Origin of the sequence: Acinetobacter johnsonii CIP 64.6, assembly GCF_000368045.1 — a bacterium.
GTDB lineage: Bacteria > Pseudomonadota > Gammaproteobacteria > Pseudomonadales > Moraxellaceae > Acinetobacter > Acinetobacter johnsonii.
Genome location: NZ_KB849236.1, coordinates 871,691 through 896,387 on the forward strand (window position 1 = coordinate 871,691; position 24,697 = coordinate 896,387).

The 24,697-nt window shown below is 41.6% G+C and carries 23 protein-coding genes; 10 read left to right on the forward strand and 13 right to left on the reverse strand.

Features of this window, described 5'->3' with window-relative positions; all coding sequences use genetic code 11:
• Positions 1 to 48: 48 nt before the first annotated feature.
• Together betB and betI are read right to left on the reverse strand one after the other, a co-directional pair.
• Positions 49 to 1,521, reverse strand: a complete 1,473-nt coding sequence (gene betB / locus F986_RS15315) for a betaine-aldehyde dehydrogenase (RefSeq protein ID WP_004696645.1) — start codon at positions 1,519 to 1,521, stop codon at positions 49 to 51.
• The gene (gene betI / locus F986_RS15320; RefSeq protein ID WP_004696646.1) at positions 1,514 to 2,140 is read right to left on the reverse strand and encodes a transcriptional regulator BetI; all 627 of its coding nucleotides are present in this window, start codon (positions 2,138 to 2,140) and stop codon (positions 1,514 to 1,516) included. Before betI ends, betB begins: the two co-directional genes overlap by 8 nt.
• Before the next feature lie 546 nt (positions 2,141 to 2,686).
• On the opposite strand from betI, the gene F986_RS15325 reads away from it, so the two are divergent.
• On the forward strand, positions 2,687 to 4,747 hold the full coding sequence (locus F986_RS15325; protein WP_004696649.1) for a choline transporter: 2,061 nt from the start codon (positions 2,687 to 2,689) through the stop codon (positions 4,745 to 4,747).
• Positions 4,748 to 4,759: 12 nt separating this feature from the next.
• Positions 4,760 to 5,374 (forward strand): MarC family protein, encoded by a 615-nt coding sequence (locus tag F986_RS15330; RefSeq protein ID WP_004981851.1) that lies wholly within the window; start codon positions 4,760 to 4,762, stop codon positions 5,372 to 5,374.
• A 54-nt stretch (positions 5,375 to 5,428) separates the two neighbouring features.
• Here F986_RS15330 and F986_RS15335 read toward each other — a convergent pair whose 3' ends face one another.
• The 8 genes from F986_RS15335 to F986_RS15370 all read right to left on the reverse strand — a co-directional run bounded on the left by F986_RS15335 (position 5,429) and on the right by F986_RS15370 (position 11,444).
• On the reverse strand, positions 5,429 to 5,731 hold the full coding sequence (locus tag F986_RS15335; protein WP_004696655.1) for a cyd operon YbgE family protein: 303 nt from the start codon (positions 5,729 to 5,731) through the stop codon (positions 5,429 to 5,431).
• A 3-nt stretch (positions 5,732 to 5,734) separates the two neighbouring features.
• Complete coding sequence (gene cydX, locus F986_RS18105) at positions 5,735 to 5,836, reverse strand: cytochrome bd-I oxidase subunit CydX (RefSeq protein WP_002120988.1); 102 nt, start codon at positions 5,834 to 5,836, stop codon at positions 5,735 to 5,737.
• A gap of 24 nt (positions 5,837 to 5,860) precedes the next feature.
• Complete coding sequence (gene cydB / locus F986_RS15345; RefSeq protein ID WP_004696656.1) at positions 5,861 to 7,006, reverse strand: cytochrome d ubiquinol oxidase subunit II; 1,146 nt, start codon at positions 7,004 to 7,006, stop codon at positions 5,861 to 5,863.
• The gene (locus tag F986_RS15350) at positions 7,003 to 8,583 is read right to left on the reverse strand and encodes a cytochrome ubiquinol oxidase subunit I (RefSeq protein ID WP_004696658.1); all 1,581 of its coding nucleotides are present in this window, start codon (positions 8,581 to 8,583) and stop codon (positions 7,003 to 7,005) included. Before F986_RS15350 ends, cydB begins: the two co-directional genes overlap by 4 nt.
• Positions 8,583 to 8,774 (reverse strand): cytochrome oxidase putative small subunit CydP, encoded by a 192-nt coding sequence (gene cydP / locus F986_RS15355; protein WP_004696660.1) that lies wholly within the window; start codon positions 8,772 to 8,774, stop codon positions 8,583 to 8,585. The genes F986_RS15350 and cydP overlap by 1 nt, the downstream gene beginning before the upstream one ends.
• Positions 8,775 to 9,477: 703 nt before the next feature.
• Complete coding sequence (locus F986_RS15360) at positions 9,478 to 10,095, reverse strand: OB-fold-containig protein (protein WP_004696662.1); 618 nt, start codon at positions 10,093 to 10,095, stop codon at positions 9,478 to 9,480.
• A gap of 18 nt (positions 10,096 to 10,113) precedes the next feature.
• On the reverse strand, positions 10,114 to 10,425 hold the full coding sequence (locus F986_RS15365; protein WP_010326961.1) for a Rieske (2Fe-2S) protein: 312 nt from the start codon (positions 10,423 to 10,425) through the stop codon (positions 10,114 to 10,116).
• Between the two features lie 14 nt (positions 10,426 to 10,439).
• Positions 10,440 to 11,444: an adenosine kinase gene (locus tag F986_RS15370; protein ID WP_026056481.1), complete on the reverse strand. Its 1,005-nt coding sequence runs from the start codon at positions 11,442 to 11,444 to the stop codon at positions 10,440 to 10,442.
• Between the two features lie 139 nt (positions 11,445 to 11,583).
• On the opposite strand from F986_RS15370, the gene F986_RS15375 reads away from it, so the two are divergent.
• From F986_RS15375 to F986_RS15385, 3 genes are all read left to right on the forward strand, one after another.
• Positions 11,584 to 12,033 carry a GNAT family N-acetyltransferase gene (locus F986_RS15375; RefSeq protein ID WP_004696669.1) on the forward strand — a complete coding sequence of 150 codons (450 nt, stop codon included), beginning with the start codon at positions 11,584 to 11,586 and terminating at the stop codon, positions 12,031 to 12,033.
• 158 nt (positions 12,034 to 12,191) lie between these two features.
• Complete coding sequence (locus F986_RS15380) at positions 12,192 to 15,131, forward strand: insulinase family protein (RefSeq protein WP_004696672.1); 2,940 nt, start codon at positions 12,192 to 12,194, stop codon at positions 15,129 to 15,131.
• Positions 15,132 to 15,148: 17 nt separating this feature from the next.
• Complete coding sequence (locus tag F986_RS15385) at positions 15,149 to 16,294, forward strand: phospholipase A (RefSeq protein ID WP_004696675.1); 1,146 nt, start codon at positions 15,149 to 15,151, stop codon at positions 16,292 to 16,294.
• Positions 16,295 to 16,356: 62 nt separating this feature from the next.
• On the opposite strand, the gene F986_RS15390 is transcribed toward F986_RS15385, so the two are convergent.
• Both F986_RS15390 and F986_RS15395 read right to left on the reverse strand, forming a co-directional pair.
• The gene (locus tag F986_RS15390) at positions 16,357 to 17,706 is read right to left on the reverse strand and encodes a TrkH family potassium uptake protein (protein WP_004696676.1); all 1,350 of its coding nucleotides are present in this window, start codon (positions 17,704 to 17,706) and stop codon (positions 16,357 to 16,359) included.
• A complete protein-coding gene (locus F986_RS15395) occupies positions 17,703 to 18,356 on the reverse strand; it encodes a potassium channel family protein (protein ID WP_004696678.1) in 654 nt (217 codons plus the stop codon). Before F986_RS15395 ends, F986_RS15390 begins: the two co-directional genes overlap by 4 nt.
• A 150-nt stretch (positions 18,357 to 18,506) precedes the next feature.
• On the opposite strand from F986_RS15395, the gene F986_RS15400 reads away from it, so the two are divergent.
• Positions 18,507 to 19,001, forward strand: a complete 495-nt coding sequence (locus F986_RS15400) for a hypothetical protein (protein WP_004696681.1) — start codon at positions 18,507 to 18,509, stop codon at positions 18,999 to 19,001.
• Positions 19,002 to 19,041: 40 nt separating this feature from the next.
• On the opposite strand, the gene ilvA is transcribed toward F986_RS15400, so the two are convergent.
• A complete protein-coding gene (gene ilvA, locus F986_RS15405; RefSeq protein WP_004696682.1) occupies positions 19,042 to 20,580 on the reverse strand; it encodes a threonine ammonia-lyase, biosynthetic in 1,539 nt (512 codons plus the stop codon).
• Positions 20,581 to 20,687: 107 nt separating this feature from the next.
• Here ilvA and rpiA point away from each other — a divergent pair, with 107 nt between their 5' ends.
• From rpiA to argC, 4 genes are all read left to right on the forward strand, one after another.
• Positions 20,688 to 21,359: a ribose-5-phosphate isomerase RpiA gene (rpiA, locus tag F986_RS15410; protein ID WP_004696685.1), complete on the forward strand. Its 672-nt coding sequence runs from the start codon at positions 20,688 to 20,690 to the stop codon at positions 21,357 to 21,359.
• A 127-nt stretch (positions 21,360 to 21,486) separates the two neighbouring features.
• Positions 21,487 to 22,170 (forward strand): YgjP family zinc-dependent metalloprotease, encoded by a 684-nt coding sequence (locus tag F986_RS15415; RefSeq protein ID WP_004696687.1) that lies wholly within the window; start codon positions 21,487 to 21,489, stop codon positions 22,168 to 22,170.
• Between the two features lie 259 nt (positions 22,171 to 22,429).
• The gene (locus F986_RS15420) at positions 22,430 to 23,464 is read left to right on the forward strand and encodes a GGDEF domain-containing protein (protein ID WP_017396999.1); all 1,035 of its coding nucleotides are present in this window, start codon (positions 22,430 to 22,432) and stop codon (positions 23,462 to 23,464) included.
• 107 nt (positions 23,465 to 23,571) lie between these two features.
• Complete coding sequence (argC, locus tag F986_RS15425) at positions 23,572 to 24,627, forward strand: N-acetyl-gamma-glutamyl-phosphate reductase (RefSeq protein WP_171057599.1); 1,056 nt, start codon at positions 23,572 to 23,574, stop codon at positions 24,625 to 24,627.
• The last annotated feature ends 70 nt before the right edge of the window (positions 24,628 to 24,697 follow it).

A 24,697-nucleotide genomic window follows, 5' to 3' on the forward strand; every position in this document is an offset into this window, starting at 1 on the left:
AGAATAAATAAAAATGGAGTAAGGATTTAGATAGTTAAAATTCAGACTTTAAAAAATACTTTGGTATTCACCCAGTTCAACTTGAACCGATTTGATGCGAGTATAGTGTTCAAGTGTGGTGATGCCATTTTCACGTCCAACGCCCGACTGTTTATAACCACCTACAGGCATTTCAGCAGGGGATTCACCCCAAGTATTGATCCAGCAAATACCTGCCTCAAGCTGATGAATAATGCGATGCGCTTGGGAAATATCTTGTGTTACGACACCCGCAGCTAACCCATAACTGGTCTTGTTGGCACGTTGAACGGCTTCTTCAATACTGTCATAGCTTAAAATGCTCATGACAGGACCAAAGATTTCATCTTGCACAATGTGCATGTCGTCATGGCAGTCGGTGAAAACGGTCGGTAATACATATGCACCTTGAGCAAGTGCTGCTTCAGTGGCACGTTGTCCACCAGTCAATAAGGTCGCACCTTGTTGTTTGCCTGACTCAATATAAGACAAGACTTTTTCCATATGCGGAAAGCTGACTAAAGGTCCAAAGTTGGTTTCAACCTGCATCGGGTCACCTATGCGGATACGTTTTACACGCTTAATCACTGCTTGTTCAAATGCAGTCTTGAGGGTTTGCGGTACAAACACACGGGTGCCATTGGTACATACTTGACCTGAGCTAAAGAAGTTCGCCATTACCGCAATATCGGCTGCGCGATCAAGGTTGGCATCGGCACAAATGATGAGAGGTGATTTGCCACCGAGCTCCATGGTGACTTCTTTGAGACTAGAAGCCGCAGCACTGGCCATGACCTTTTTACCCGTTGCCACACCACCTGTGAACGAAATTTTTTGGATATCTGGGTGTTCAGTCAACCATTGACCGACTTCAGCACCAAAACCTTGTACCACGTTGAAAACCCCAGCGGGTACGCCTGCTTCAGTGTAGATCTCTGCCAACTTTAAGGCGGTAAGAGGGGTCACTTCGCTGGGTTTAAAAATCATGGCATTCCCAGCAGCGAGGGCCGGAGCTGATTTCCAAAGTGCTATTTGGATGGGATAATTCCAAGCACCAATGCCTGCCACCACACCTAAAGGTTCACGGCGCGTGTAGAAAAAACTACTTTCACGTAGCGGCACTTGTTCACCTTGAATGGCAGTTGCAAGTCCCGCGTAGTACTCTAAAACGTCTGCACCAGTGACAATATCGACGGTAGAGGTTTCACTGAACGCTTTACCTGTATCCAGTGTTTCTAGGCGTGCTAATTCGTCATTACGAGCGCGTAAAATATCGACTGCACGACGTAAAATACGGGCACGTTCGACCGCTGTTTTGGCAGCCCATTTTCGCTGCCCTTGTACAGCACTGTGTACGGCTGAATCGACATCAGCTTTAGAGGCTTGCTGAATAGTGGCAATGACCTGACCTGTAGCAGGATTGATACTGTCAAAGGTTTGACCACTGGTAGCACTGAAATATTGTCCGTGAATATAAAGCGAGTGAAGCTGTACATTATTCATTTTGTTGTTCCTGCCGTATCTGTTGAATTAAGCGAAGTTGCATATCGACATAGTCGTATGCAATAGAACGTGCCAAAACACGATCAAATGCTTGATGACCACTTAAACTTCCACGTAACCATAAGCCATCAATCAGTGCTGCTAGCCCTTTAGCGGCTTGGCTTGCTTGGGCCTTTGGCATGAGCTGCAAGAAATGAAACTTCAAATTTGAATAAAGACGTTGGTCATTAATTCGTTGCAGTCGACCTAAGTCGGGTAGGTGCATACTGGCAGACCAAAAATCCAGCCAAACCCGCATAGCAGTGTTGTTGACCTGACTGATGTCAAAGTTGGCATCAATAATCGCTTTGAGCGAATGTTCTGGACTGGGCTGCGTCACCTTTGCTTTATAGCTCGCCGTAGTCTTGGCTAAGACATTGAGCATTTGGCGCATGCAACTGTGAATGAGGCCTTGTTTATCGCCAAAATAATGACTCACAATGCCCGTAGAAAGCTGTGCTTTTTTCGCAATTTGAGCAATAGTGGTGTTGGATAAGCCCACTTCATAAATGACTGCATAGGCAGCATTAATGATTTCTTCACGGCGCTCATGCTCAGGTTTTACTCTACGTTTATTCATGACAATCCAGAACAATTTGCCTTAAATTTAAAGGCGTTAGATTCAATAACTTACATGGAAAGCATCATAGCATTTTTTTATGATACTTTTTATTGATTGAACGTTCAATCAATAAAAAGTACACTTATGGTTAAATTCGAAACAAAATACTGCTAAATTGCTTTGAGTATTCGACATAACTTTTTATTTATCAAATGGATGTGCCATAAGGGTTTAATCTCAGGACATCTTTCAGAAAAGTGAGCTTATGAGCTATGGGCTTACGGTTTTATACTTTTTTTGAGCTGAGAAAGCTCTTATAGTCATGTTGAAGGGAGATATGTGTAAGATTTCTATCAAAATATCGATGAACAAGGGTGGCTCACATTTCAAAACTGTGTAGCAAATGCACCGTATAAATGATTTAGACCTTCAGGTTTAAAGAAGATAGCGTTTTTATTTCTGATAAAAATACTGTCGATTTCGTTAGTCGATTTTTAAGCTCTCGACCACGAGAAGTTTAAAAATTGGCTTTTGTCTTTTTTTATTTACTTTCTTGAGGATTGTATGGCAACAGATAATCCAAGAGCAGTTGATGATCAAACATTAGCGCCTAAAGACCGTTTAAATGGTGTGGTCTTTTATATTTCAGCTCTCATTATTTTAATTTTTTCTCTTACCACCATTTTGTTTAATGACTTTGCTAACCGAACCTTAAATATGGTTTTGGCGTGGGTAAGTTCAACTTTTAGTTGGTATTACTTACTCGCAGCGACCTTGTATATGGTCTTTGTCATTTTTATTGCCTGTTCTCGCTATGGCAACATCAAATTAGGCCCCAAACATTCCAAGCCTGAATTTAGTCTTTTAAGTTGGTCTGCAATGCTGTTCTCAGCTGGGATCGGCATCGATTTGATGTTTTTCTCGGTAGCGGAACCTTTATCCCACTATATGCATCCACCCGTGGGTGAGGGGCAGACCCTAGAGGCTGCACGTCAAGGCATGGTGTGGACCCTGTTTCACTATGGTCTAACTGGGTGGTGTATGTATGCCTTGATTGGCATGGCATTGGGATATTTTAGTTATCGCTATAACTTACCACTGACTATTCGCTCTGCTTTATATCCGATCTTTGGCAATAAGATTCATGGGCCGATTGGTCATAGTGTTGATACCGCAGCGGTCATCGGGACTATTTTTGGTATTGCGACGACCTGCGGGATTGGGGTAGTACAGCTGAACTATGGCTTACATGTGTTGTTTGATTTACCTGAAAACCTTTGGATGCAAACCGCATTAATTGTGGTTGCGGTGGTAATGACCATTATTTCAGTGACTTCAGGGGTGAATAAGGGACTGCGAGTTCTCTCTGAGATCAATATTTATGTTTCTGTTGGGTTGATGCTGTTTATTTTGTTTTTAGGCAATACCGAATTTTTACTGAATGCTTTTGTGCAAAATATTGGAGACTACATTAACCGTTTTCCAAGCATGACTTTGGAAAGTTTTGCCTTTCAACAACCGAAAGAATGGATGAACAGTTGGACATTGTTCTTTTGGGCATGGTGGGTGGCTTGGTCACCATTTGTAGGTTTGTTTTTAGCACGGATTTCACGAGGTCGAACCATTCGTGAGTTTGTTAGTGGGACCCTTATTATTCCTCTGTTTTTCACACTCACGTGGTTATCAATATTTGGAAATAGTGCACTAAATAGTGTGATTTTTGATGGTAATTTAGCCCTTGCACAAAGTGTCATTGCAAATCCTGCGCATGGTTTTTATGACTTGCTAGCACAGTATCCATGGTTTCCGTTTATTGCAGGTGTAGCCACAATTACTGGTTTACTCTTTTATGTGACCTCAGCGGACTCTGGTGCACTGGTATTGGGTAATTTCACTACTCAATTTACCAATGTCGATCATGATGCACCGCGATGGTTGAGTGTATTCTGGGCCATAGCGATTGGTTTATTGACCCTTGCAATGTTGATGGCTAACGGGATTACGGCACTACAAAATGCCACGATTATTATGGGGTTGCCGTTTAGTTTTGTGATGTTCTTGGTGATGGCAGGTTTGTATAAATCACTGCGGTTAGAAGACTATCGACAAGCCAGTAGCAGTTTAAATGCCGCACCCGTGGTGGGCAATGTCGACATCCTCAACTGGAAAAAGCGTTTGTCCCGAGTCATGCACCATCCAGGAACAACTGATACTCGGCGTATGCTCGATGACATCTGCCGACCTGCGGTAATGGCCGTTGCAGAAGAAATGCAAAAACGAGGTATCGACATCAGTGTTCAAGAAAGTGCGCTAGAAGAAGACCCAAATCTGTATCATTTAGATTTGATGATTCATTTGGAAGAAGAGCAAAACTTTGTCTATCAAATTTGGCCAGTACGCTATATCGCCCCGACTTTTAGTGAACGCGGCAAACTGGGCAAACGCTTCTATTATCGTCTTGAGACCTATTTGTATGAAGGTTCTCAAGGCAATGATCTTGTTGGTTATACCAAAGAGCAAGTGATTAATGATGTGCTGGATCGTTATGAACGCCACATGACCTTCTTACATATCAATCGAATCAGTCCGGGGAATCGTCCCTTATTTCCAGACCCTCAAGGATAATTAGGAGGAACCATATTGACCTCATATTTACATGCTTTTGCTTTGTTTTTCTCATTGCTGAATCCGTTTTTAATGAGTATTTACATGATTGGCATGATTCGGAACTCCGAAGCTAAAGTGTTTAATAAGGCCTTGATTCAGGGCTGTCTCATTGCTTTTATAGTATTTATGCTGTTCGCATGGGGTGGGGAAGCGATTTTTAGTAAATATTTAAATGTACGCTTTGAAGCCTTTCAAATATTTGGTGGTCTGATCTTCTTGGTGATTGGTTATCGCTACGTGTTTCAGGGAGCAGATACCATTGGTGAAATGCGTGGTGCGCCTGAGCATTTGGCAGGAACCATTGCGATGCCTTTTATGATTGGTCCAGGAACCATCAGTGCTGCTGTGGTGACAGGTATGGCACTGCCAATCAGTGGTGCGGCCATGATTATTTTCCTGACTTTGGCGTTGACCTGTGGCTTGATGATTTTAATGAAATTTGCGCATGACCATTTGCGTTACAAGCATGCCAAATATATTGACCGTTATGTTGATATTGTCGGGCGACTGTCGGCCTTACTGATTGGGACTATTGCGGTAGATATGATTATTAATGGCATTATTGGCGTCATGGCTGAAATGTAGAATCCACTAATAGCGGACCATAAAAAAGCCCTCAGTCAATGAGGGCTTTTTTATTTAACTGAAGAACCAAGTGTAATAACCCCAGATCATCAGTGGCCACGATAGAAACGGGCTAAACAGCCATTTCCAAATCCAGTGGCGTGGCACGAAGCCAACACCGTGGATAAAGCCACCTGAGATACCAATCATGATATACATCAGTGCACTGTGGCTATAGTGACCATTGTCATCCAACATAGCAGCTGGATGCACTAACAACACCGCTGCAAGTGGAAAGGCCAATAGGCAGGAAATTAGCATCGCAAATTTGTTCGGCTTTTTATCTACAGTTTGGTTTTCCATAGCAACGTCTGTCATGGTTTATTCCTCATCAAGGTCTTGATGATGTTCGATATACAGAGCACTGAGTACACCTGCAAAGCAAGCCATCAAAATGCCGAGAATCCATGCAAAATACCACATAACTTGATCTCCTTAGACACAGCCTTAGTAAAGGCTGTGTGAATTCTCTTTAATGTGTGTGTTGGTAATAACACCCCACATTTTGTAGTAACACCAAGTGGTATAGCACAAAATGAGTGGGACAAAGATACATGCCGCAACTGTCATTACAGTTAACGTTGTTTTACTTGAAACTGCATCCCACATGGTCAAGCTTGCAACAGGTTGAATGCTTGATGGCATTAAGAATGGGAACAGCGCAAAACCAGCAGTTAAAATTGCACCTACGACTGCTAGACTTGAACCCAAGAAGCTAAAGCCTGCTTTGTTCTTGCTTGCTGCAAGCACCACAATTAAACCACCTAAGATACCTGCGATAGGCGCAATCATAGTAATTGGGTAAGTCGAGTAGTTGTTCATCCAGCCATGATTGGCATTGGTCAAGACTTCTTTTGCCAATGGGTTAGCAACACCGTTGGTGTCAAATGGAGTCACTAAGGTATAACCTTCGATTCCACCAAAGTACAACCAAGCACCAGCACCTAAGAAACAGATGAGATAAACAATGCCCATAAGTTTCGTTGCTTGTGCTGAGCGTCTGCGTAAGTCACCATCGGTACGAAGCATGAGCCATGCACCGCCGTGTGCGCACAGCATTGATAAACTAACTAGGCCGCAGACTAAAGCAAATGGGTTGAGTAGAGCAAAGAAGCTCCCTGTGTAGGTTGAGCGGACGGTATCATCTAAACTAAATGGCACGCCTAAGAACATGTTGCCAAATGCCACACCGAAGACCAGTGCAGGTACAGCACCACCGACTGCTAAACCCCAGTCCCATGACGTACGCCATTTGGTATTTTGTAGTTTAGAGCGGTAGTCAAAACCTACAGGTCGTAAGAATAGGGCAAACAGTACTAAAAGTAGCGCCCAATACATGCCTGAGAATGCTGTTGCATAAACCATTGGCCATGCGGCAAACAATGCGCCGCCAGCAGTAATGAACCAAACTTGGTTACCGTCCCAGTGCGGAGCAATGGTGTTGATAGCCGCACGGCGTTCTTCATCTGTTTTGCCCACAAATGGCATGATCGCCATAGAGCCCATATCGAAGCCATCGGTGAGGGCAAAGCCAATCAGCAAGACGCCGACTAAAACCCACCAAATGATTTTGAGTAATTCATATTCGATCATGCTTGAGTCTCCTCATTACGAGCTGCTTCAAGTTTTTCAAAATGGTATTTACCAGTGTGAAGCGAACTTGGACCAAGACGTGAGAATTTGATCATTAAATACATTTCAATAATCAAAAGAACGGTATAGAACGCAGCTAAGGCAGCGATAGAACCCCAAACATCACCTGTGCTTAAGCTTGATGCTGACAAGTGTGTAGGTAGAACTTCACCAATCGTCCACGGTTGACGACCTACTTCAGCAACATACCAACCTGTTTGTGCAGCAATCCATGGCAGAGGCAGAGCGAAAAGCGCGAACTTCAGTAACCATGGTTTGTTTTCTGCATTGCGTTTTGCCACAGCAAAGGTTGCTAGAGCAAATAACAACAGCATAAGGAAACCAGATACAACCATGGCACGGAATGCCCAGAATAAGCTTGGTACGTGCGGAATCGTGTCTTTTGCAGCAGATTTAATTTGATCTTCAGATGCATCAACTACATTTGGTGTGTATTTTTTCAGCAGTAAGCCATAACCCAAGTCTTTTTGAGTTTCAGCAAATGCAGCTTTTAGTTCTGGAGAAGTATCACCCGCGCGTAGTTTTTCCAGTTGTGAGTAAGCCACCATACCGTTACGAATACGATCTTCGTGTTGTACGATCAAATCTTTAATGCCAGTCACTTCTTTGTCTAAAGAACGTGTTGCAATAAGACCCATCACATATGGAATTTTCACTGCATAATCTGTAGTCATGGTTTCTTTATTTGGAATACCAAACAAAGTAAAGGGTGCCGGTGCAGGGTGAGTATCCCATTCCGCTTCAATGGCTGCGAGTTTAGTTTTCTGAACATCACCGAGTTCATAACCTGACTCATCGCCCAGTAAAATCACTGAAAGTGTTGAAGCTAAACCAAAAATTGCGGCAATGGCAAATGAACGACGTGCAAACGGAATATCGCGTTTTTTCAGTAAGTAGTAGCTTGAAATAGCAAGGACGAAAATAGCGCCTGTCACATAACCCGCAGACACGGTATGTACAAATTTTACCTGTGCAACTGGGTTAAAAATGAGAGCACCAAAATCTACCAGTTCCATGCGCATGGTTTCATAGTTAAATACAGAACCGACAGGGTTTTGCATCCAACCATTTGCAACCAAAATCCATAAGGCAGACATATTAGAACCGAGTGCAACCAGCCATGTCACACATAAGTGCTGCACTTTGGATAAGCGATCCCATCCAAAGAAGAACAGACCGATGAATGTCGATTCTAAGAAGAATGCCATTAATCCTTCAATGGCTAATGGAGCACCGAAAATATCCCCCACATAGTGTGAGTAATATGCCCAGTTAGTCCCGAACTGGAACTCCATGGTTAAGCCAGTAGTGACCCCTAAAGCGAAGTTAATACCGAAGAGTTTCCCCCAAAACTTGGTCATGTCTTTATAAATTTCTTTACCTGAAATCACATAGGTGGTTTCCATAATGGCAAGAATAAAGGCAAGCCCCAGTGTAAGTGGAACAAAAATAAAGTGATACATCGCGGTCATAGCGAACTGGAACCGCGAAAGATCGACCACGCTTTCAGATATCATCAACGTGTCTCCTTGATTGGGGATGGATTGCCTGCAATACGCTCAGCAACTTGATTGTCAAAATTTTTAGGAATAGTCGGGGCGTCAAACCAGATGTTCTTAATGACCATTAAAATAATCACCTTAATGATTAAAATGGCCACAATTTCTCTGGTGACTTTTTGATTGAGATTTTTGGGGACTAAGCTCATTTCACAAAGCCTATTTTTTAACTTGCTTTATATTATTAAACAAAAACATACAAAAGATAAATAGTCTTTAAACTTAAATAAAAAATATATTATTAAGTCTTTTAAATACATGTACTTAAAATAATTATGTGATGAAAAATAAACTAATATTTTTGTATTTTTAAGTTGACCAAATTACTTGTGTTTATATTTAAATACCTGACTAAAATACTTGTATATATTTATTTTAAATCCGACTAAAACGCTTATATTTAACGTTCATCGTTATTTTATTGATAATTCGTTTTAAGATAATAAAAGTGATAGGGCTTTTAAATGATAGATTTTAACGGATATGAATCATGAATGATTTGATCTGTTGCATACATCACAAGGAAATTAGGAATTGAAAATCGAATTAATATTTAAAAAGTCTTTTATTGTGTCATATGAGCTTGAAGGCAGAGGCGGAGAGTAAAATTCTCATCCTGATCTTATTTTGCGCAAATATTTTTAAATTGTAGAAAGCTGGATTGTGAATGAAAGATTACTTTAAAAAGATTGAGCAAGAAGATGAGGCAAGGGTTCGATTTAAACAGCGCGTTGTGAGGCGTTTGTTGGAGGCTGACGCTATCAATATCTTGGTAGGGTATAGGCCATGGCAAAGGATAAACATGCTTATATAGACGTACAGCGTTGAAACGAGGTCAGATTGAGTGCTTGTTTAGCGCGTATTTTCACCACTAAAAAGTTGATTGGATTTTGAAATTTTCTTTGCTATGTAATGCGACTTTTTTAGACGAATGAGAATAATTTGTGACTGAAATTCAATTTCACCAAACTCAGGTTCAACTTGCACATAGTGGAGTTGACCATATTCATCGCGAACGCGAGCTTGAGCCGAAAAACCGGGGCGTGCATTCCCGCTGGAGATAGTCGCCAGACGACCCAGTAAGTTGGTTTGTTTTTTATCTGGTCTGGGTTTAATAACTTGATCCAAACAGTGGATCATAAAAACGGTAAAGAAAATTGCAATAATTAGCGCAGGCAAGATCAGATAGTAAGCCGAAGTAAACGCTTGTTCTTTGGCGTAGATGCAGAACTGAAGGAAATAACCTGCAACACTAAAATTAAGTAAGAGAAAAACGACAATCAGCACTTTAGAAAACTTAACGTCCAGCAGTGGATATTCAGTCAGTTTTTGCGGCGAGAGCCTTTTGAGGAAATGACTTGGGCGGGATTTAAAAAAGTAGCCTAAGGTTTCCACCATGCTGAGTATGACTAAAGTCAATAAGCTGAAATGAAAGAGCATCAAGTCAGGGTGATGTAGCAACTCATACATGGTGAACGTCCAATTTCATTATTCTTCTGTGAGATAAATCCCGCCGTCAGAATGCACGGTAATCGCTACTTTTTCAAGTGCTTCACCTTGGCATGGGCCAGAAATGCATTCACCTGTTTCCACCATAAACAACGCACCATGGGTCGAACATTCAATAAATTCTTGATCGCGGTCTAAAAACTGGTTTTCCAAAAATTCAAGTTCAACTTGCAAATGCGGGCAAATGTTTTGGTAAGCAAAGAAGGCACCGTCACGTTGGGTGATAAAAATCGTATCCCCTTTAGGTGTTTCAAAAGAACGCGCTTCGCGTTCTGGGATGTCTTCCGTCATGCAAATTTTTTGCATCATGCACATTCCTTTTGCAGTTGTTGGAACAATTCAGCGTAATCTGCCACAGCCAAACGAGGGCCGAACTGTGACACCACTTCACTTGAAATTAAAATTGCAAGTTGCGCAGCTGTATGTAAGCCTAAGCCCGCATTTACTGCATAAAGGAAGGCACCAGCAAAGGCATCACCTGCACCATTGGCATCGATAGCGTGTACTTTACGACCCGCGACATTAAATGTTTCCTGTGCATTTGAAATAAGTGCACCTTCCGCCGAAAGCGTAATCACCACATGCTGGCTCAGTGTTTTAAGTTTTGCTAAAGCCGCCTCAACTGTTTCGGTTTCGGTGTACATCATGGCTTCTTGTTGGTTACAGAACAATAATTCCACGCCATCTGCAATCATTTCATCTAAACCATGACGCGCGTATTGCACCATCGCAGGGTCAGATAGGGTTAATGCAATTTTAACACCATGAGCTTTGGCAATTTCACGAGCCTGCTTGACAGCTACACGTGCGCTATCGCTGGTTGAAAGATAACCTTCGATATAGAGCCATTTCGCTGTTTTTAAGGGTTCAAAGTCAATCTGTTGTTCAGTTAACTCGGCCGTGATCCCCAAATAGGTATGCATAGTGCGTTCAGAGTCTTCACTGACTAAAACCATACACGTGCCTGTTACGCCTTCACTGATTGATTTTTCAGTGTTTTTAATGCCTGCTTCGTGTAAACCATTGAGGTAAGTTTGCCCTAGTTCATCATTACCCACGCGGCATGCATAAAATGCTGAACCACCCAAGGCACTAAAAGCAACGGTGGTGTTGGCTGCTGAACCACCTGAAGCCTGACCTTTATAGCTTTGTGTTTCTTTTAATTTTTTGTAAAGATCTGCTTGTGTTTCACCATCAGTTAACTGCATAGTGCCTTTTTGCAAATGTTGTTGAATAAGGAAGTCGTCAGAGACTTTAAATTCTTGGTCGATTAGTGCATTACCAATTGCAAAAAGATCAACAGTTGCCATGTCTTTTTTCGTCACGTATTGAAAATAAAGCGACATTTTACACCAATGCTCAAGATTGCTGTAGTTTGTTGAGGAAAATTCATTTTATTTACGTGGCAAATGTAGTGAAATGGCTTTGCTCATATTCAAGGAAGTTTAGATGGAAATTTTAATTCAAGCGGCAGAACAATTACCTCCTCAAATACAAGCTTTAGCACAACTTGCGGCAAAAGAAGGATATGAACCGTTGACCCGCTTGATCGAAGAATATCAAAGCGGAAAAAATCGTTTTGATCAAAAGGGTGAAGTGTTGTTATTGGCCTATGATCAAGACCAATTAATTGCCTGTGGCGGTTTAAATCAACAATGGGGTGAAAATGAAATCGAGGCGCGGATTGGGCGCGTACGCCGTTTTTATGTACATCCTAAATACCGTAAGAGCGGTGTGGGTCGTCAGTTGTTGGCACATTTAGAAAAATGTGCACGTCCGAACTTTTCTGCGCTGTGTTTAAATACCGCGGATTTGTCCGCAGCCAGTTTCTATCAGAAGCAAAACTATGTTTTTGTGGAAAATCACCCGAACTATAATTATTTTAAATATCTCATCTAGTTTTACTTTTGAGAACGCTTCCCTAAAAAAGACTGAAATTTGGAAAGCAGTGAGATGCTTTTCAAATTTCCAGCAAATTACTCGGGTTTTCAGCGTGAAATCTTTTGACAACTAAAGCTATAATGCAGGCAGTGTATTAATTATTGTTAGGAGATCACATGACTGTAGATGTCACTGAAACCATTTCTCAAACTGTACATCCTGCGTTTCAGTTGGTACGTCAACACCATGTTGAAGCTTTAGACATTTTAGTGTCTGAATATAAACATAAAGTCACTGGGGCAGTGCATTATCACTTGGCCACCAATCATGATGAAAATGTATTCTTGGTTGCATTTCGCACCCAACCTATGGATTCAAAAGGCGAAGCGCATATTTTAGAACACACAGCACTGTGTGGTTCGGAAAAATTCCCTGTTCGTGATCCGTTCTTTTTAATGATTCGTCGCTCACTGAATACTTTTATGAACGCCTTTACTGCGGCGGACTGGACAGCGTATCCATTTGCGACTCAGAATAAAAAAGATTTCCAAAATTTACTCGAAGTGTATTTAGATGCTGCTTTTGCAGCCAATTTGAATCCGTTGGATTTTGCCCAAGAAGGGATCCGCATTGAGCTTGAAAACGGTGAGCCTGTTTATAAAGGTGTGGTTTTCAACGAAATGAAAGGGGCAATGAGTTCTCCTTCAGACCAGTTGTATCATCAGTTAGCGCATCACTTATTCCCTGAAACCACTTACCACTACAACTCAGGTGGCGACCCTAAAGATATTCCGGACTTGACTTATCCTGAGTTAGTGGATTTCTACAAGTCACATTATCACCCAAGTAACGCAGTTTTCATGACCTTTGGTAATGAGCCTGCTTACAATCTACAAGAGCAGTTTGAAACTTTAGCCTTGGCGAAGTTTTCAAAAGGTGAAACGCTCTTTTCTAAAGAAGAGCGACGCCTGACTGCGCCGCTAGAAGTGACCGAAACCTATGCGGTAGATGCAGAAGATTTAAAAGACAAAACTTATCACATTATTTCGTGGTTATTGCCTAAAGCCAGTGAGATAAAACTACGCCTAGGTATGCGTCTTGTCGAAGGTGTATTGTTAGAAGATTCGGCTTCTCCGTTACGTCATTACCTTGAGACCTGTGGTTATGCACAGTCTACTGGCCCGATTATGGGAGTAGATGATTCAAATTATGAAATGACATTCTACTGTGGCGTACAGGGTTCAAACCCTGAACATACAGCTGAGTTTAAAGCAGGTGTGTTTAAGGTTTTAGAAGACGTCGCTTCAAAACCTGTTGATCAAAACATGGTCGATGCGATTTTACATCAAATTGAATTGCACCAACGTGAAATCAATGGCGATGGTATGCCTTATGGTCTAAGCCTGATTTTAAATGGTTTGGGCAGTGCGATTCACCACAGCGACCCAGTCACTGTATGGGATGTGGACTCAGCCATTGCTGCGGTAAAAGAAGAATTGAAAGATCCAATGTGGTTGTCAAACTTAATCAAAACCTATTTGATTGATAACCCGCACCGTGTACAAATGACTTTGGTGCCTGATGCCAATAAATCTGCAGTGGAAGCGGCGGCAGAAAAAGCACGTTTAGCCGAAATTGGTGCACAGCTAACAGGAGCTGAAAAAGCAGAAATTGAAGCACAAACTGAAGCACTTAAAGTCCGTCAAGATACCCCAGATGACCTTAACCTTCTGCCAAAAGTGGGCTTGGAAGATGTGCCTGCTGAACTGCAAATTGTACAAGGGCAGTTGCGCGAGATTATCTCAAATCGTATCGATTATCCGTTGAATCTTTATCATGCGGGTACGAACGGTATTTACTACAACCAAGTGCTGATCCAGATTCCGCAAGATGTAGTGCAGTCACCTTACTTTAACTTGCTGTCCATTTTGATGGGTGAAGTCGGTGCAGGTCAGTATGACTATCTTGAACTACAACAACTACAAACTGCGGTGAGTGGTGGTTTAGGTATGGGTGCCTCTTTGCGCTCTCAAGTGAATGATAAAAATCAAATCAGTGCATGGTTAACGCTGACCACAAAATCGTTGGTGAGTAATTTTGACAGTATTGCTTTGTTAAAATTGGCGTTTGAACAACTCCGTTTTGACGAAAAAGATCGCATTGTTGAGTTATTGCAACAACGTAAAACGCGTTGGGCATCACGTCTTTCAGGTTCAGGCCACAGTTATGCCATGCAAATTGCAGGACGTAACCACAGTGCTTTGGCAAAACGTGATTATCACAACACAGGCTTGGGCGCATTAAACTGGTTAGGTGATCTGGTCAGCCGTATTGAAAAAGATGCAGCAGTTTATGATGATTTGATCAATGAATTAAAAGCGATTCATTTAAAACTGTTACAAGCACCGAAACAGTTCTTGTTGGTCTGTGAAGAACATCAGTCAGACCGTTTGGTTGAAGAAGTTCAAAATGTGTGGGACAAGTTAGCTATTCCTGAACATACTGTAAGTTTGAAAACGGCTGAGCAGATCGATACCGATGCATATGAGGCGTGGTTAATTCAAGCCAATGTTCAATTCTGTTCATCGGCTTATCAAGCTGTTGAGGTGTCACATCCAGATGCTGCACCGCTGATGGTGCTGGCAGCGTACTTGCGTAATGGTTTCTTACACAGTGCAATTCGTGAAAAAGGTGGGGCTTATGGTGGTGGCGCAAGTTATGACGGCAATGCATGTTCATTCCGCTTCTATAGCTACCGTGATCCGCGTTTGGCTGAAACTTTTAATGACTTTGAAGCCAGTGTGCAATGGTTGCTCAATACTGAGCAAAAACCACATCAGCTTGAAGAAGCAATTTTAGGTTTGATTGCGGGTATGGACAAACCAGGTTCACCAGCGGGTGAAGCGATTACGGCATGTTATGCACTTTTACATGCACGTACACCAGCCTTCCGTAAGCAGTTACGTAGCCGTCTTTTGGCTGTGAGTTTAGAGGACTTGCAACGTGTGGCGGTACAATACTTGCTTGAACAAAAACCAACGAAAGCCGTGGTTGCACCTATGGCGAAGCGTGATACTTTAATTGAGTTAGGTTTTAGTATTCAACAAGTTCAGTAAAACAATAAGAGGGTCGTATGGCGTTCAAATCATTTGAGCGTTCAACTTTAGTACTGAGCATGACTGTGCTCACTACTTTGGGTGTCGCTAAAACACATGCACAAATTTCCGAAGTACCTGCAACTCCTGCAACAGCCGAGGCATGTGTTGCATTCGCATCGAATGCAGACCGTTTGGCTTGTTATGATGCATTATTCAAAATTCCTGAAGCAGTAAAGCCACGCATTGTTTCTGAGCAACGTGCAGCCATGGAAATTGCGCCAGAACCTGAAAATATTACAGGGAAAATTGCACAAGGTGTGAGCTCTGTTTTCGCTTCTGAAGGTCCTAAAATATCCCCGAATTTATCTTTAATGGATAGCCGTTGGGAGCTTTCACCCGAAAGTAAATTAGGGACTTGGAATATTCGTGCTTATCAACCTGTGTACTTAATGCCTGGTTTTTGGACGACAGATAAAAATGAACGTCCATCGAGCCCAAATGAAAACAATACTGTAAATGCCGATCGAGAGCAAAACCTGAAGTCGATGGAAGCGAAATTTCAACTGTCTTTAAAAACCAAAGCAGTCGAGAACTTATTTGGAGACAATGGCGATGTTTGGTTGGGTTATACCCAGTCTTCTCGTTGGCAGGTGTATAACGGTGAAGAATCACGTCCGTTCCGTGAAACCAACTATGAGCCTGAAGCCAGTTTGGTTTTCCGTACCAATTATGAACTGTTGGGTTTAAATGGTCGCTTACTGGGATTAACTTTCAACCACCAGTCTAATGGTCGTTCCGATCCGCTGTCGCGTAGTTGGAACCGTGTCATGTTGAATGTGGGTTTTGAAAGAGACAACTTTGCGCTCATGCTGCGCCCTTGGTACCGTCTAGATGAAGATGCAGATAATGATAATAACCCTGATATTAAGGATTATGTCGGACGGGGTGATTTAACAGCATTCTATCGTTGGAATGAACATGATTTTTCACTCATGCTACGTCATAGTTTAAAAGGTGGCGATGACGCGCGCGGTGCTGCACAGTTTGACTGGGCTTTTCCTATTTCAGGGAAGTTGCGTGGCCATTTCCAGTTGTTTGATGGTTATGGCGAAAGCTTAATTGATTATAACCACCGAGCGACTTATGTGGGCTTGGGTGTGTCCTTAATGAATTGGTACTAATTTAGAGACATAAAAAAACCACGTTTGATACGTGGTTTTTTTATGTTTAAGTGTTAGGTGTTTTAACCAATTTGAATATCGGCAGTTGGATGTTTTAAACGGCTCTTTTTTGGCGTCGCAATCAGGTAGGCCAGTGTTAAAGGACCTAAACGACCTGCAAACATCAAGAGCATCAGGATAAATAAACTTGCAGGTTGAAGTTCACCCGTGATGCCACGTGACAAACCGACAGTACAAGCAGCGGAAATAGCTTCAAATAACAAATCCATAAACTGATGATTAGGTTCGATTAAAGATAAACTAAAGATGCCTAAGAAAATAAGTGCTGCGGTAATAGAGACGACAGCCATCGCCTTAAAAGAGGTTTTTTGAGAAACAGAGTGATTGAACACACGAATTTCATCTTCGCGTCGAAGGAAGCTAATCACGCTGAGTAAAACAATAATAAAAGTACCTACTTTAATCCCGCCTGCGGTACTCATCGAGCCGCCCCCAATGAACATCAGTAACATGGTCACGAGGGTCGAGGCATCTTTCATTTGTGCCAAATCAAGACTGTTAAAGCCTGATGAACGAGGCACGGTGGCATGGAACCATGCATTTAAAGCTTGGTCACCTAAGCTCATTGGCGCTAAGGTGAGGGGATTGTTCGATTCAATTGCCCATAAAAGAACAAAAGCTATCAGGTTCAAGCCTGCAATGGTGGATAAAATCAGTTTGCTATTGGTACTTAAGCCTTTCCAGCGCTTGCTGCGCTTAATGTCCATTAACACCACAAAACCTGTCCCACCAATGATATATAGCATACTGATGGTAAAGGTAATGAGATACTGACCCGAGAAGTTCATTAGACTGTTGGGAAACAGTGAAAAGCCACCATTGTTAAATGCGGATACACTATAAAAAGCCGCATAAAACAGAGCTTGATTGAAATTGTAATCTTCTAACCATGCAATGGTCAAAATAACCGTGCCGATCGCCTCAAAAAATAAGGAATATAGCAGTACACCTTTAATGGTGAAGGATACTTTGGATAAGCTGGTTTGACCAATGGTCTCTTGCGCCATGATTTGTTGCTTTAAACCGAGTTTGGTCGACAGACTCAGTGCGGCTAAAATTGCAAAAGTCATAAAGCCTAAGCCACCAATTTGAATCAGTAGCATGATGATGATTTTACCTGTTACGGTAAAAGTTTCACCGACATTCACCACAGACAGTCCCGTAATGGTGACTGCTGAGCTGGCGGTGAACAAAGAGTTAATCCAACTGAGTTCACCGTAGTGTGAAATGGGTAACTTTAATAATAGAGTCCCAATAATAATAAAGCTCAAAAAACCCAAAGCCAGCAGGCTGGGCGGGCTTAAATTAATGGTGCTGTTTTTTGGGGTTTGCCATTCTTTGACTTTTTTCATGATTTGAACCGTGCTGAAAGACGACGTAATGTTTCAACTAAACCTTCAACAACTAGAATATCACCCACTTGTAAAATTAAATTGGGGTCAATGCTGTACAAAATGTCTTTGCCACGTTTATGGAGTAATGTTTTCAAATCAGGTGCTTGATCCATCAGTTGGCGGAAGCGAGTCCCTTGTAGTTTTTCATCAATTTCAATTTTGACGATATAGTGATTATCTTCAAGCGCCATATAGCGACTGACCATGGGATAGCATAAAGACTGCGCAATCCGCACGCCCATGTCTTCTTCAGGGTGAATAATTTTACTAATCCCTAAATGGCTTAAAATCATATGGTGTGACTTTGATTTGGCTTTGACCCAAATTTTTTCAACCCCAATATTTTTGAGGTGCAGCACACACAAAATACTGGCTTCAATATTTTCACCAATTGCGACCACCACGGCATCGCAGTTTTTAATATTTAATTCATCGAGGACATGTTCATCTGTTGCGTCGGCGATGACAGCATGGGTCACCTGCTCAGAAATATTTTCAACATATTTTTTTTCACTATCGATACCAATGACATCATGTCCCAGTTCAATGAGTTGAGTTGCAACTGTGGCTCCAAAGCTTCCTAAACCAATCACTGCAAATTGTGCCATGTCATCTTTCCTTTAAATTTTTTTATACGTCGATTGTTAACGAATGTTGTGCCAAATTTCACAAGATGTCATCTTTATACAGACACGCTATTTTCGATCAACCGCGCTTTGCCTTATACCAATATATCACTCATCCAAAGGAGTATATAAATGCGGAAGACACTGTATGAATCCCTGAGGGTCGCGTTTCCAGAATTGAATGATACCGCAATTCCAGAAGAACAAGATGAGTTCGAGCACTTTGTACGTTGGTTGAATAGCTATTATTCAAACATTCAAAAAATAGAACTCGATGATTTTCGACAAAATGGTATTGATGAATGCCATCGCCTCCAACAGCTAGGTATTGACTTAGATGAGCTGAAAAACCAAATTAATGATGATATGGCGTCTTTTTATCAAATGTATGACAGTGAGGAAGAAGAAACCTCAGACATGCATGGTTATGATTTTGAGTTTAGTTTTGATGTTATTTTTAACCACATTAAAATTTTTATTGAGCCTTATGAACTCAGTTTGCTGGTTATTGAGCGGGAAACTCCCTATTGGTTGTTGGTGCCGCATAATGATGAGCTGATCGATAGAATTATTGTTACGTATAACCACACGTTTGGTGATGAAGAGCCGATGCAGCTCATAGAATAAAACCGCCTCGAAGGGCGGTTTTATGTATGTATTGAATCTTTTATTTTAAGAAACGTTGATAACCTAGGTTATTGGTAATTTCTTCATATGGATACGAAATACTTTCTAAAGTTTCAATCAAACCATCTGGGTTTTGTTTCGCATCACTTGCTTCTAAACCTACAAGGACACGACCTTCCGCTGCACCGTGGTTACGGTAGTGGAATAGGGTAATGTTATGTGTAGGGCCAAGGCGTTCGAGGAACATTAACAGAGCACCTGGACGTTCAGGGAACTCAACACGGAACAAACGCTCATTTTCAAGATCTGCATGACCACCAATCAGGTAGCGAATATGCAGTTTTGCTACTTCATCATCAGATAAGTCATCGACATCGAACTGAGTTTTGAGTGCTTCAAAAATATCATGACGCTCTTTTTCACCGCCTTTTAAGCTAATGCCGACAAAGACTTGCGCTGCACTGGCATCGCTCGCACGATAGTTAAACTCGGTGATATTACGGCCCTGTAGCGCTCGGCAGAAATTCAGGAATGAACCTTTTTTCTCTGGAATGGTCACAGCAAAAATAGCTTCTTTGCGTTCACCCAATTCAGTACGTTCTGCAATATAACGTAAACGGTCAAAGTTCATGTTTGCACCACATACAATTGAGACGATGTTTTGCCCAATTAGCTCGTGTGTTTCAACATATTTTTTAATCCCTGCTAAGGCCATCGCACCCGATGGTTCAACGATGCTACGACATTCATCATAGGTGTCTTTAATTGCGGCACAAATTTCATCTGTATTGACTAAAACTACTTCACGCTCAACGAGCGGGCCTGAGTTATCTGACTTTTGTAGTTGAATCACTTCAAATGGTTTTTCACCAATCTGTGCTACAGCTGTGCCATCAGCAAATAAGCCGACTTGAGGCAGTACAACACGTTCACCTGCTTCAAATGCAGCTTTTAAACAAGCAGATTCGTCATATTCAACTGGAATGACTTTGACATGTGGTGCAACATCGCCTAAGTAGGCTGCTACACCAGCAATTAAACCACCGCCACCAACAGCGACGAAGACATAGTCGACATCGCGCCATTGGCGCAAAATTTCATTGCCAATCGTGCCTTGACCTGCCATGACCAGTTCATCGTCATAGGGTGGAATAAAACTCATACCGTCTTCTGCAGCACGTTGAATTGCATATTTGTTGGCAACATCAAAAGAGTCGCCATGGAGAACTACTTCACCGCCTAAGCGTTTGACTGCCTGAACTTTAATATCTGGGGTGGTTTTCGGCATCACAATAATGGCGCGAATCCCGAGTTTTTTACCTGACAGTGCTACACCTTGGGCATGGTTGCCAGCAGACGCAGTAATCACGCCACGTTCAAGTTGGGCTCTAGGGAGTTGGCTAATGCGGTTATAGGCACCGCGCAGCTTAAATGAAAAGACTGGTTGTAAGTCTTCACGTTTAAAACGAATGTTGTTATTGAGTTTCTCACTAATTCGAGGTGCCGCTTCGAGTGGAGTTTCGATTGCAACATCGTAGACTGTTGCTTGTAATATTTGTCGAACCAAACGAGACAGCATGTTAATTTCCCATTTAACAGTTTAAAATAGAGGATCATTGTAACAAACCCCTGTACATTTGGGCTGTAAAATCAGCAACAAATGTCAAAAAATAGTTGAGCCAAATTATGAGTCTGTATGCTACCCAAGATGAAAAAAAGCAAGCTGCTGCAAAAGCTGCCTTAAAGCACTTACCTAAAGGTGGCATTTTAGGGGTGGGTACAGGCAGCACCGTCAATTTCTTAATTGAACTTTTACCTGAGCTTCAGCTTGAAGCGGCTGTGGCAAGTTCAGAAGCAACGGCTGAGCGCTTAAAAAAATTAGGCATTGAAGTGGTTGATATGAACTCTGTGGGCGGTTTAGATGCCTATGTAGATGGTGCAGATGAAATTGACCGTCATATGCATATGATTAAAGGTGGTGGGGCTGCACTTACTCGCGAGAAAATTGTAGCTTCAATTGCGAGAAAATTTGTTTGTATCGTTGATGACTCTAAGTGGGTCGATCAATTAGGCCGTGACTTCCCACTTCCGATTGAAGTGATTCCTATGGCACGTTCGGCTGTGGCACGTAAAATTGTAGCGCTCGGTGGTGATCCTGCTTACCGTGAAGGCGTGGTGACGGATAACGGTAATGTGATTTTAGATGTTTATAACCTGAATATTTTAAATGCGCTTGAGCTTGAAAAAACCATTAACGACATTCCAGGTGTGGTGTGTAATGGTATTTTTGCAATCAATAAAGCAGATGTGGCAGTTGTTGCAACAGACAGTGGTATTGAAGAGCGTACCGCGGTTTAATTTTAAATCTTCCCTGAGCTCTTCTTTGAAAAAGAGGGGCTAAAAGCAAAAACATTTTTATCTTATGTTTTTCTCCCTCCTTTCAAAAGGAGGGTCGGGAGGATGATTCAATAAAAGAATAATATTAATGACCTTAGCAGACCTACCTGAAATTCAAATCACCCATCATGCACGTGCGACCCGGTTACGACTTCGTGTTGAACCAACTCAAATTCGTTTAACCGTGCCTAAATTTTGTAGCAAACGGCAAATTCAGGATTTTTTAAATCAATCTGAACAGTGGATGGTTGAAACTTGGCAGAAGCAACAAGCCAGTCTGCTACAGATAGATCAAACCCTTCCCACAGAATTACGGTTATTTAATCGCCAAAATGCTTTAACGGTGAGCTATCAAACACAAAAAAATGCGTATATTTTGGATGAGCACAATCACCAGCTTTGGATCAGTGACCGTCAGCCTGAAAGTTATTTAAAATCTTTTGTGATTGTATATGCCAAACAGCACTTGCCTATTTATTTGCAACAGATTAGTCATGAAACTGGTTTAAAATTTGCACAATGTTCAATTCGTCAGCCCAAAACACGTTGGGGGAGTTGTAGTGCCAAACACGACATTATGCTTAACAGTGCTTTAGTGTTGTTTCCTGAAGCCATTACGCGTTATGTCTGTGTGCATGAACTCGCACATACGCAACATTTTGATCATAGTGCACGCTTTTGGGCGGAAGTTGCCAAATATGATGCTGCTTTTCAACAGCATCGAAAAACTTTAAAAACAATCGCATTGCCGCATTGGTGGGCAGGCGTTTAAAGTTAATTTTACGTACAAAATTGAAAAATAATTTCTTCTGATTGATTGAGGGTGAGTCAAAAAATGCTCTAAACTTCATGATCTAAGGTAAACATTCCTCAATTTCAGTCCAAAGACCTCAAATGTGAATTTTACAGATATCCACTATTTTATATTAATCGTTCCAGCTTGCCTGATTTTAATGGGAAGCTTACTTTTAATATGTCATTTTGCTTTTAGGGCTCCCTCATATTTATTGTGGCTCGGGCTTGGATATATTGTGCCTTCGTTTTCTGTGGCCGCGCAAAGTTTTATGTCGAATAAGCAGTTGGCTTTGTCGGCACCCATTTTAGGCAGTATGTATTTGTTTGGCGCATGGGCCAGCGCTTATGCCATGGGCTTAAGAAAGAACGCGAATGCACGTCCATATTGGTGTCTGGCCTTGGTCGTGATGGCTTTACTTTCACTCAGTTATTATTCCTACGTAGATGATCAACTGTGGATCAGAATGCTGATTTTAAACATTTCAATTGCATTGGTTGAGTCTTTGGTTTTGTTTTCAATGTTTAAACATTATCAAGGGATTGATTTGCTCAATAAAATAGTCGACTTTTCCTACTTGTTTATTGTGCTGTATACCTTTGTTCGCGGAATGATTATTTTTCTTTTTTTAAGAAATATCGAAGCAGACATGCTGGCAAATTCAGTTTGGTGGCTGATGATGCTTGCTGCGAGCATTATCTTAAGTATGTGGTTTGCAATAGTGCTGCTCGGAACCTTGGTACGCGATATTACCAATCAACTCAATGATGAGTGGCTAAGAGATCCGCTAACACATTTATTTAATCGACGTGGTTTTAATGAAGCAGCCAAAGTAAAGCTGCATTGTTTATCTCAACAGTCTTATTTTTTACTGATGTGTGATATTGACCATTTTAAGAAAATTAATGACACCTATGGGCATTTGGTGGGTGATCAAATTTTACAACAAGTCGGTCAAATTATTGGGCAAAACGTCCGTGATCATGACTTAGTGGGGCGTTTTGGCGGGGAAGAGTTCATTGTCTTATTGCAAATTGATGACCCCACGCTGGCTTATAACATTGCCAATCGTATTCGTTTAGGTATTGCCGATGCACAATTATCCTCAAAAAGTATTGCCGTGACAGCAAGTTTTGGACTGGCTGCAGTACATCAACCCAACTTAAAATATGCCATACATGATGCCGATCAATTGTTATATCAGGCGAAACATTCGGGACGAAATCAGATTGGTTTTGAGCCTGCACAGAGTATATTGGATGCGTCTCATTAGGTGTCGATAGCACTAAAAACGCATAAATTCCAAGTAAAACAGTTTAGAAAGCAGAAACTTCCTGTCATACTAGGCAGTTACGAAATGGACAGTTTAAGTTTGAGGTAATACACGTGATTTCAGTTGGTATTGTCGGCGGTACAGGTTATACAGGCGTTGAATTGTTGCGTCTTTTACTACGACACCCAAATGTGCAAGTAAACGTATTAACATCGCGTACAGAAGACGGTCGCCGTGTAGATGATATGTTCCCAAGCCTACGTGGACATACCGAACTTAAATATTCAGATTTGAATATTGATGAACTGAAAAAATGTGATGTGGTGTTCTTTGCGACACCGCATTGCGTTGCCATGAAGCATGCCGAAGAGTTGGTGGCTGCAAATACTAAAGTGATTGACCTTGCCGCAGACTTCCGTTTACAAGATTTAGAACAGTTTGAAAAATGGTATGGTATGCAACATGCGTGCCCTGAACTACTGAAAGACTCGGTTTATGGTTTGTCAGAATTAAACCGTGAACAGATTAAACAAGCCAATGTCATTGGCAACCCTGGTTGTTATCCAACGACAGTACAACTGGGTTTAGCGCCTTTATTTAAGCAAAACGACACATTAGTTAAACCTGAAAGCATTATTATTGATGCAAAATCAGGTGTGTCTGGTGCAGGTCGTAAAGCCAGCCTTGGTATGATCTATTCTGAAAATGCAGATAATTTCAAAGCTTATGGCGTTGCTGGTCACCGTCATCATCCTGAAATTGTGGAAGCGTTGGAAAATATTTCAGGCTTAAAAGAGGTGTTTAACCACATTTTGTTTGTCCCGCATTTGGTACCAATGATTCGTGGCATGCTGAGCACGATTTATGTGGACTTAACCGATGCGGGTGAAGCTGCTGATGTGCAAAGTTTATATGAACAGTTTTATGCCAATGAAGCTTTTGTTGATGTGATGCCTGCGGGAAGCTCACCAGAGACACGTTCTGTGCGGGGTGCAAATCAACTACGTATTGCGCTGTATAAACCCCAACCGAAAAAGTTGGTGGTCATTTCTGTACAAGACAATTTGGTTAAAGGTGCAGCAGGTCAGGCCGTTCAAAACATGAACTTAATGTTTGGATTTGCTGAAACAGCAGGCCTAGACGGAATTGGTTTATTACCATAAAAAACGTTTTAAAACTTCACACACATTTAGATTTCGATTTAAATGTGTGTTTTGAATTGAATCAAAATAA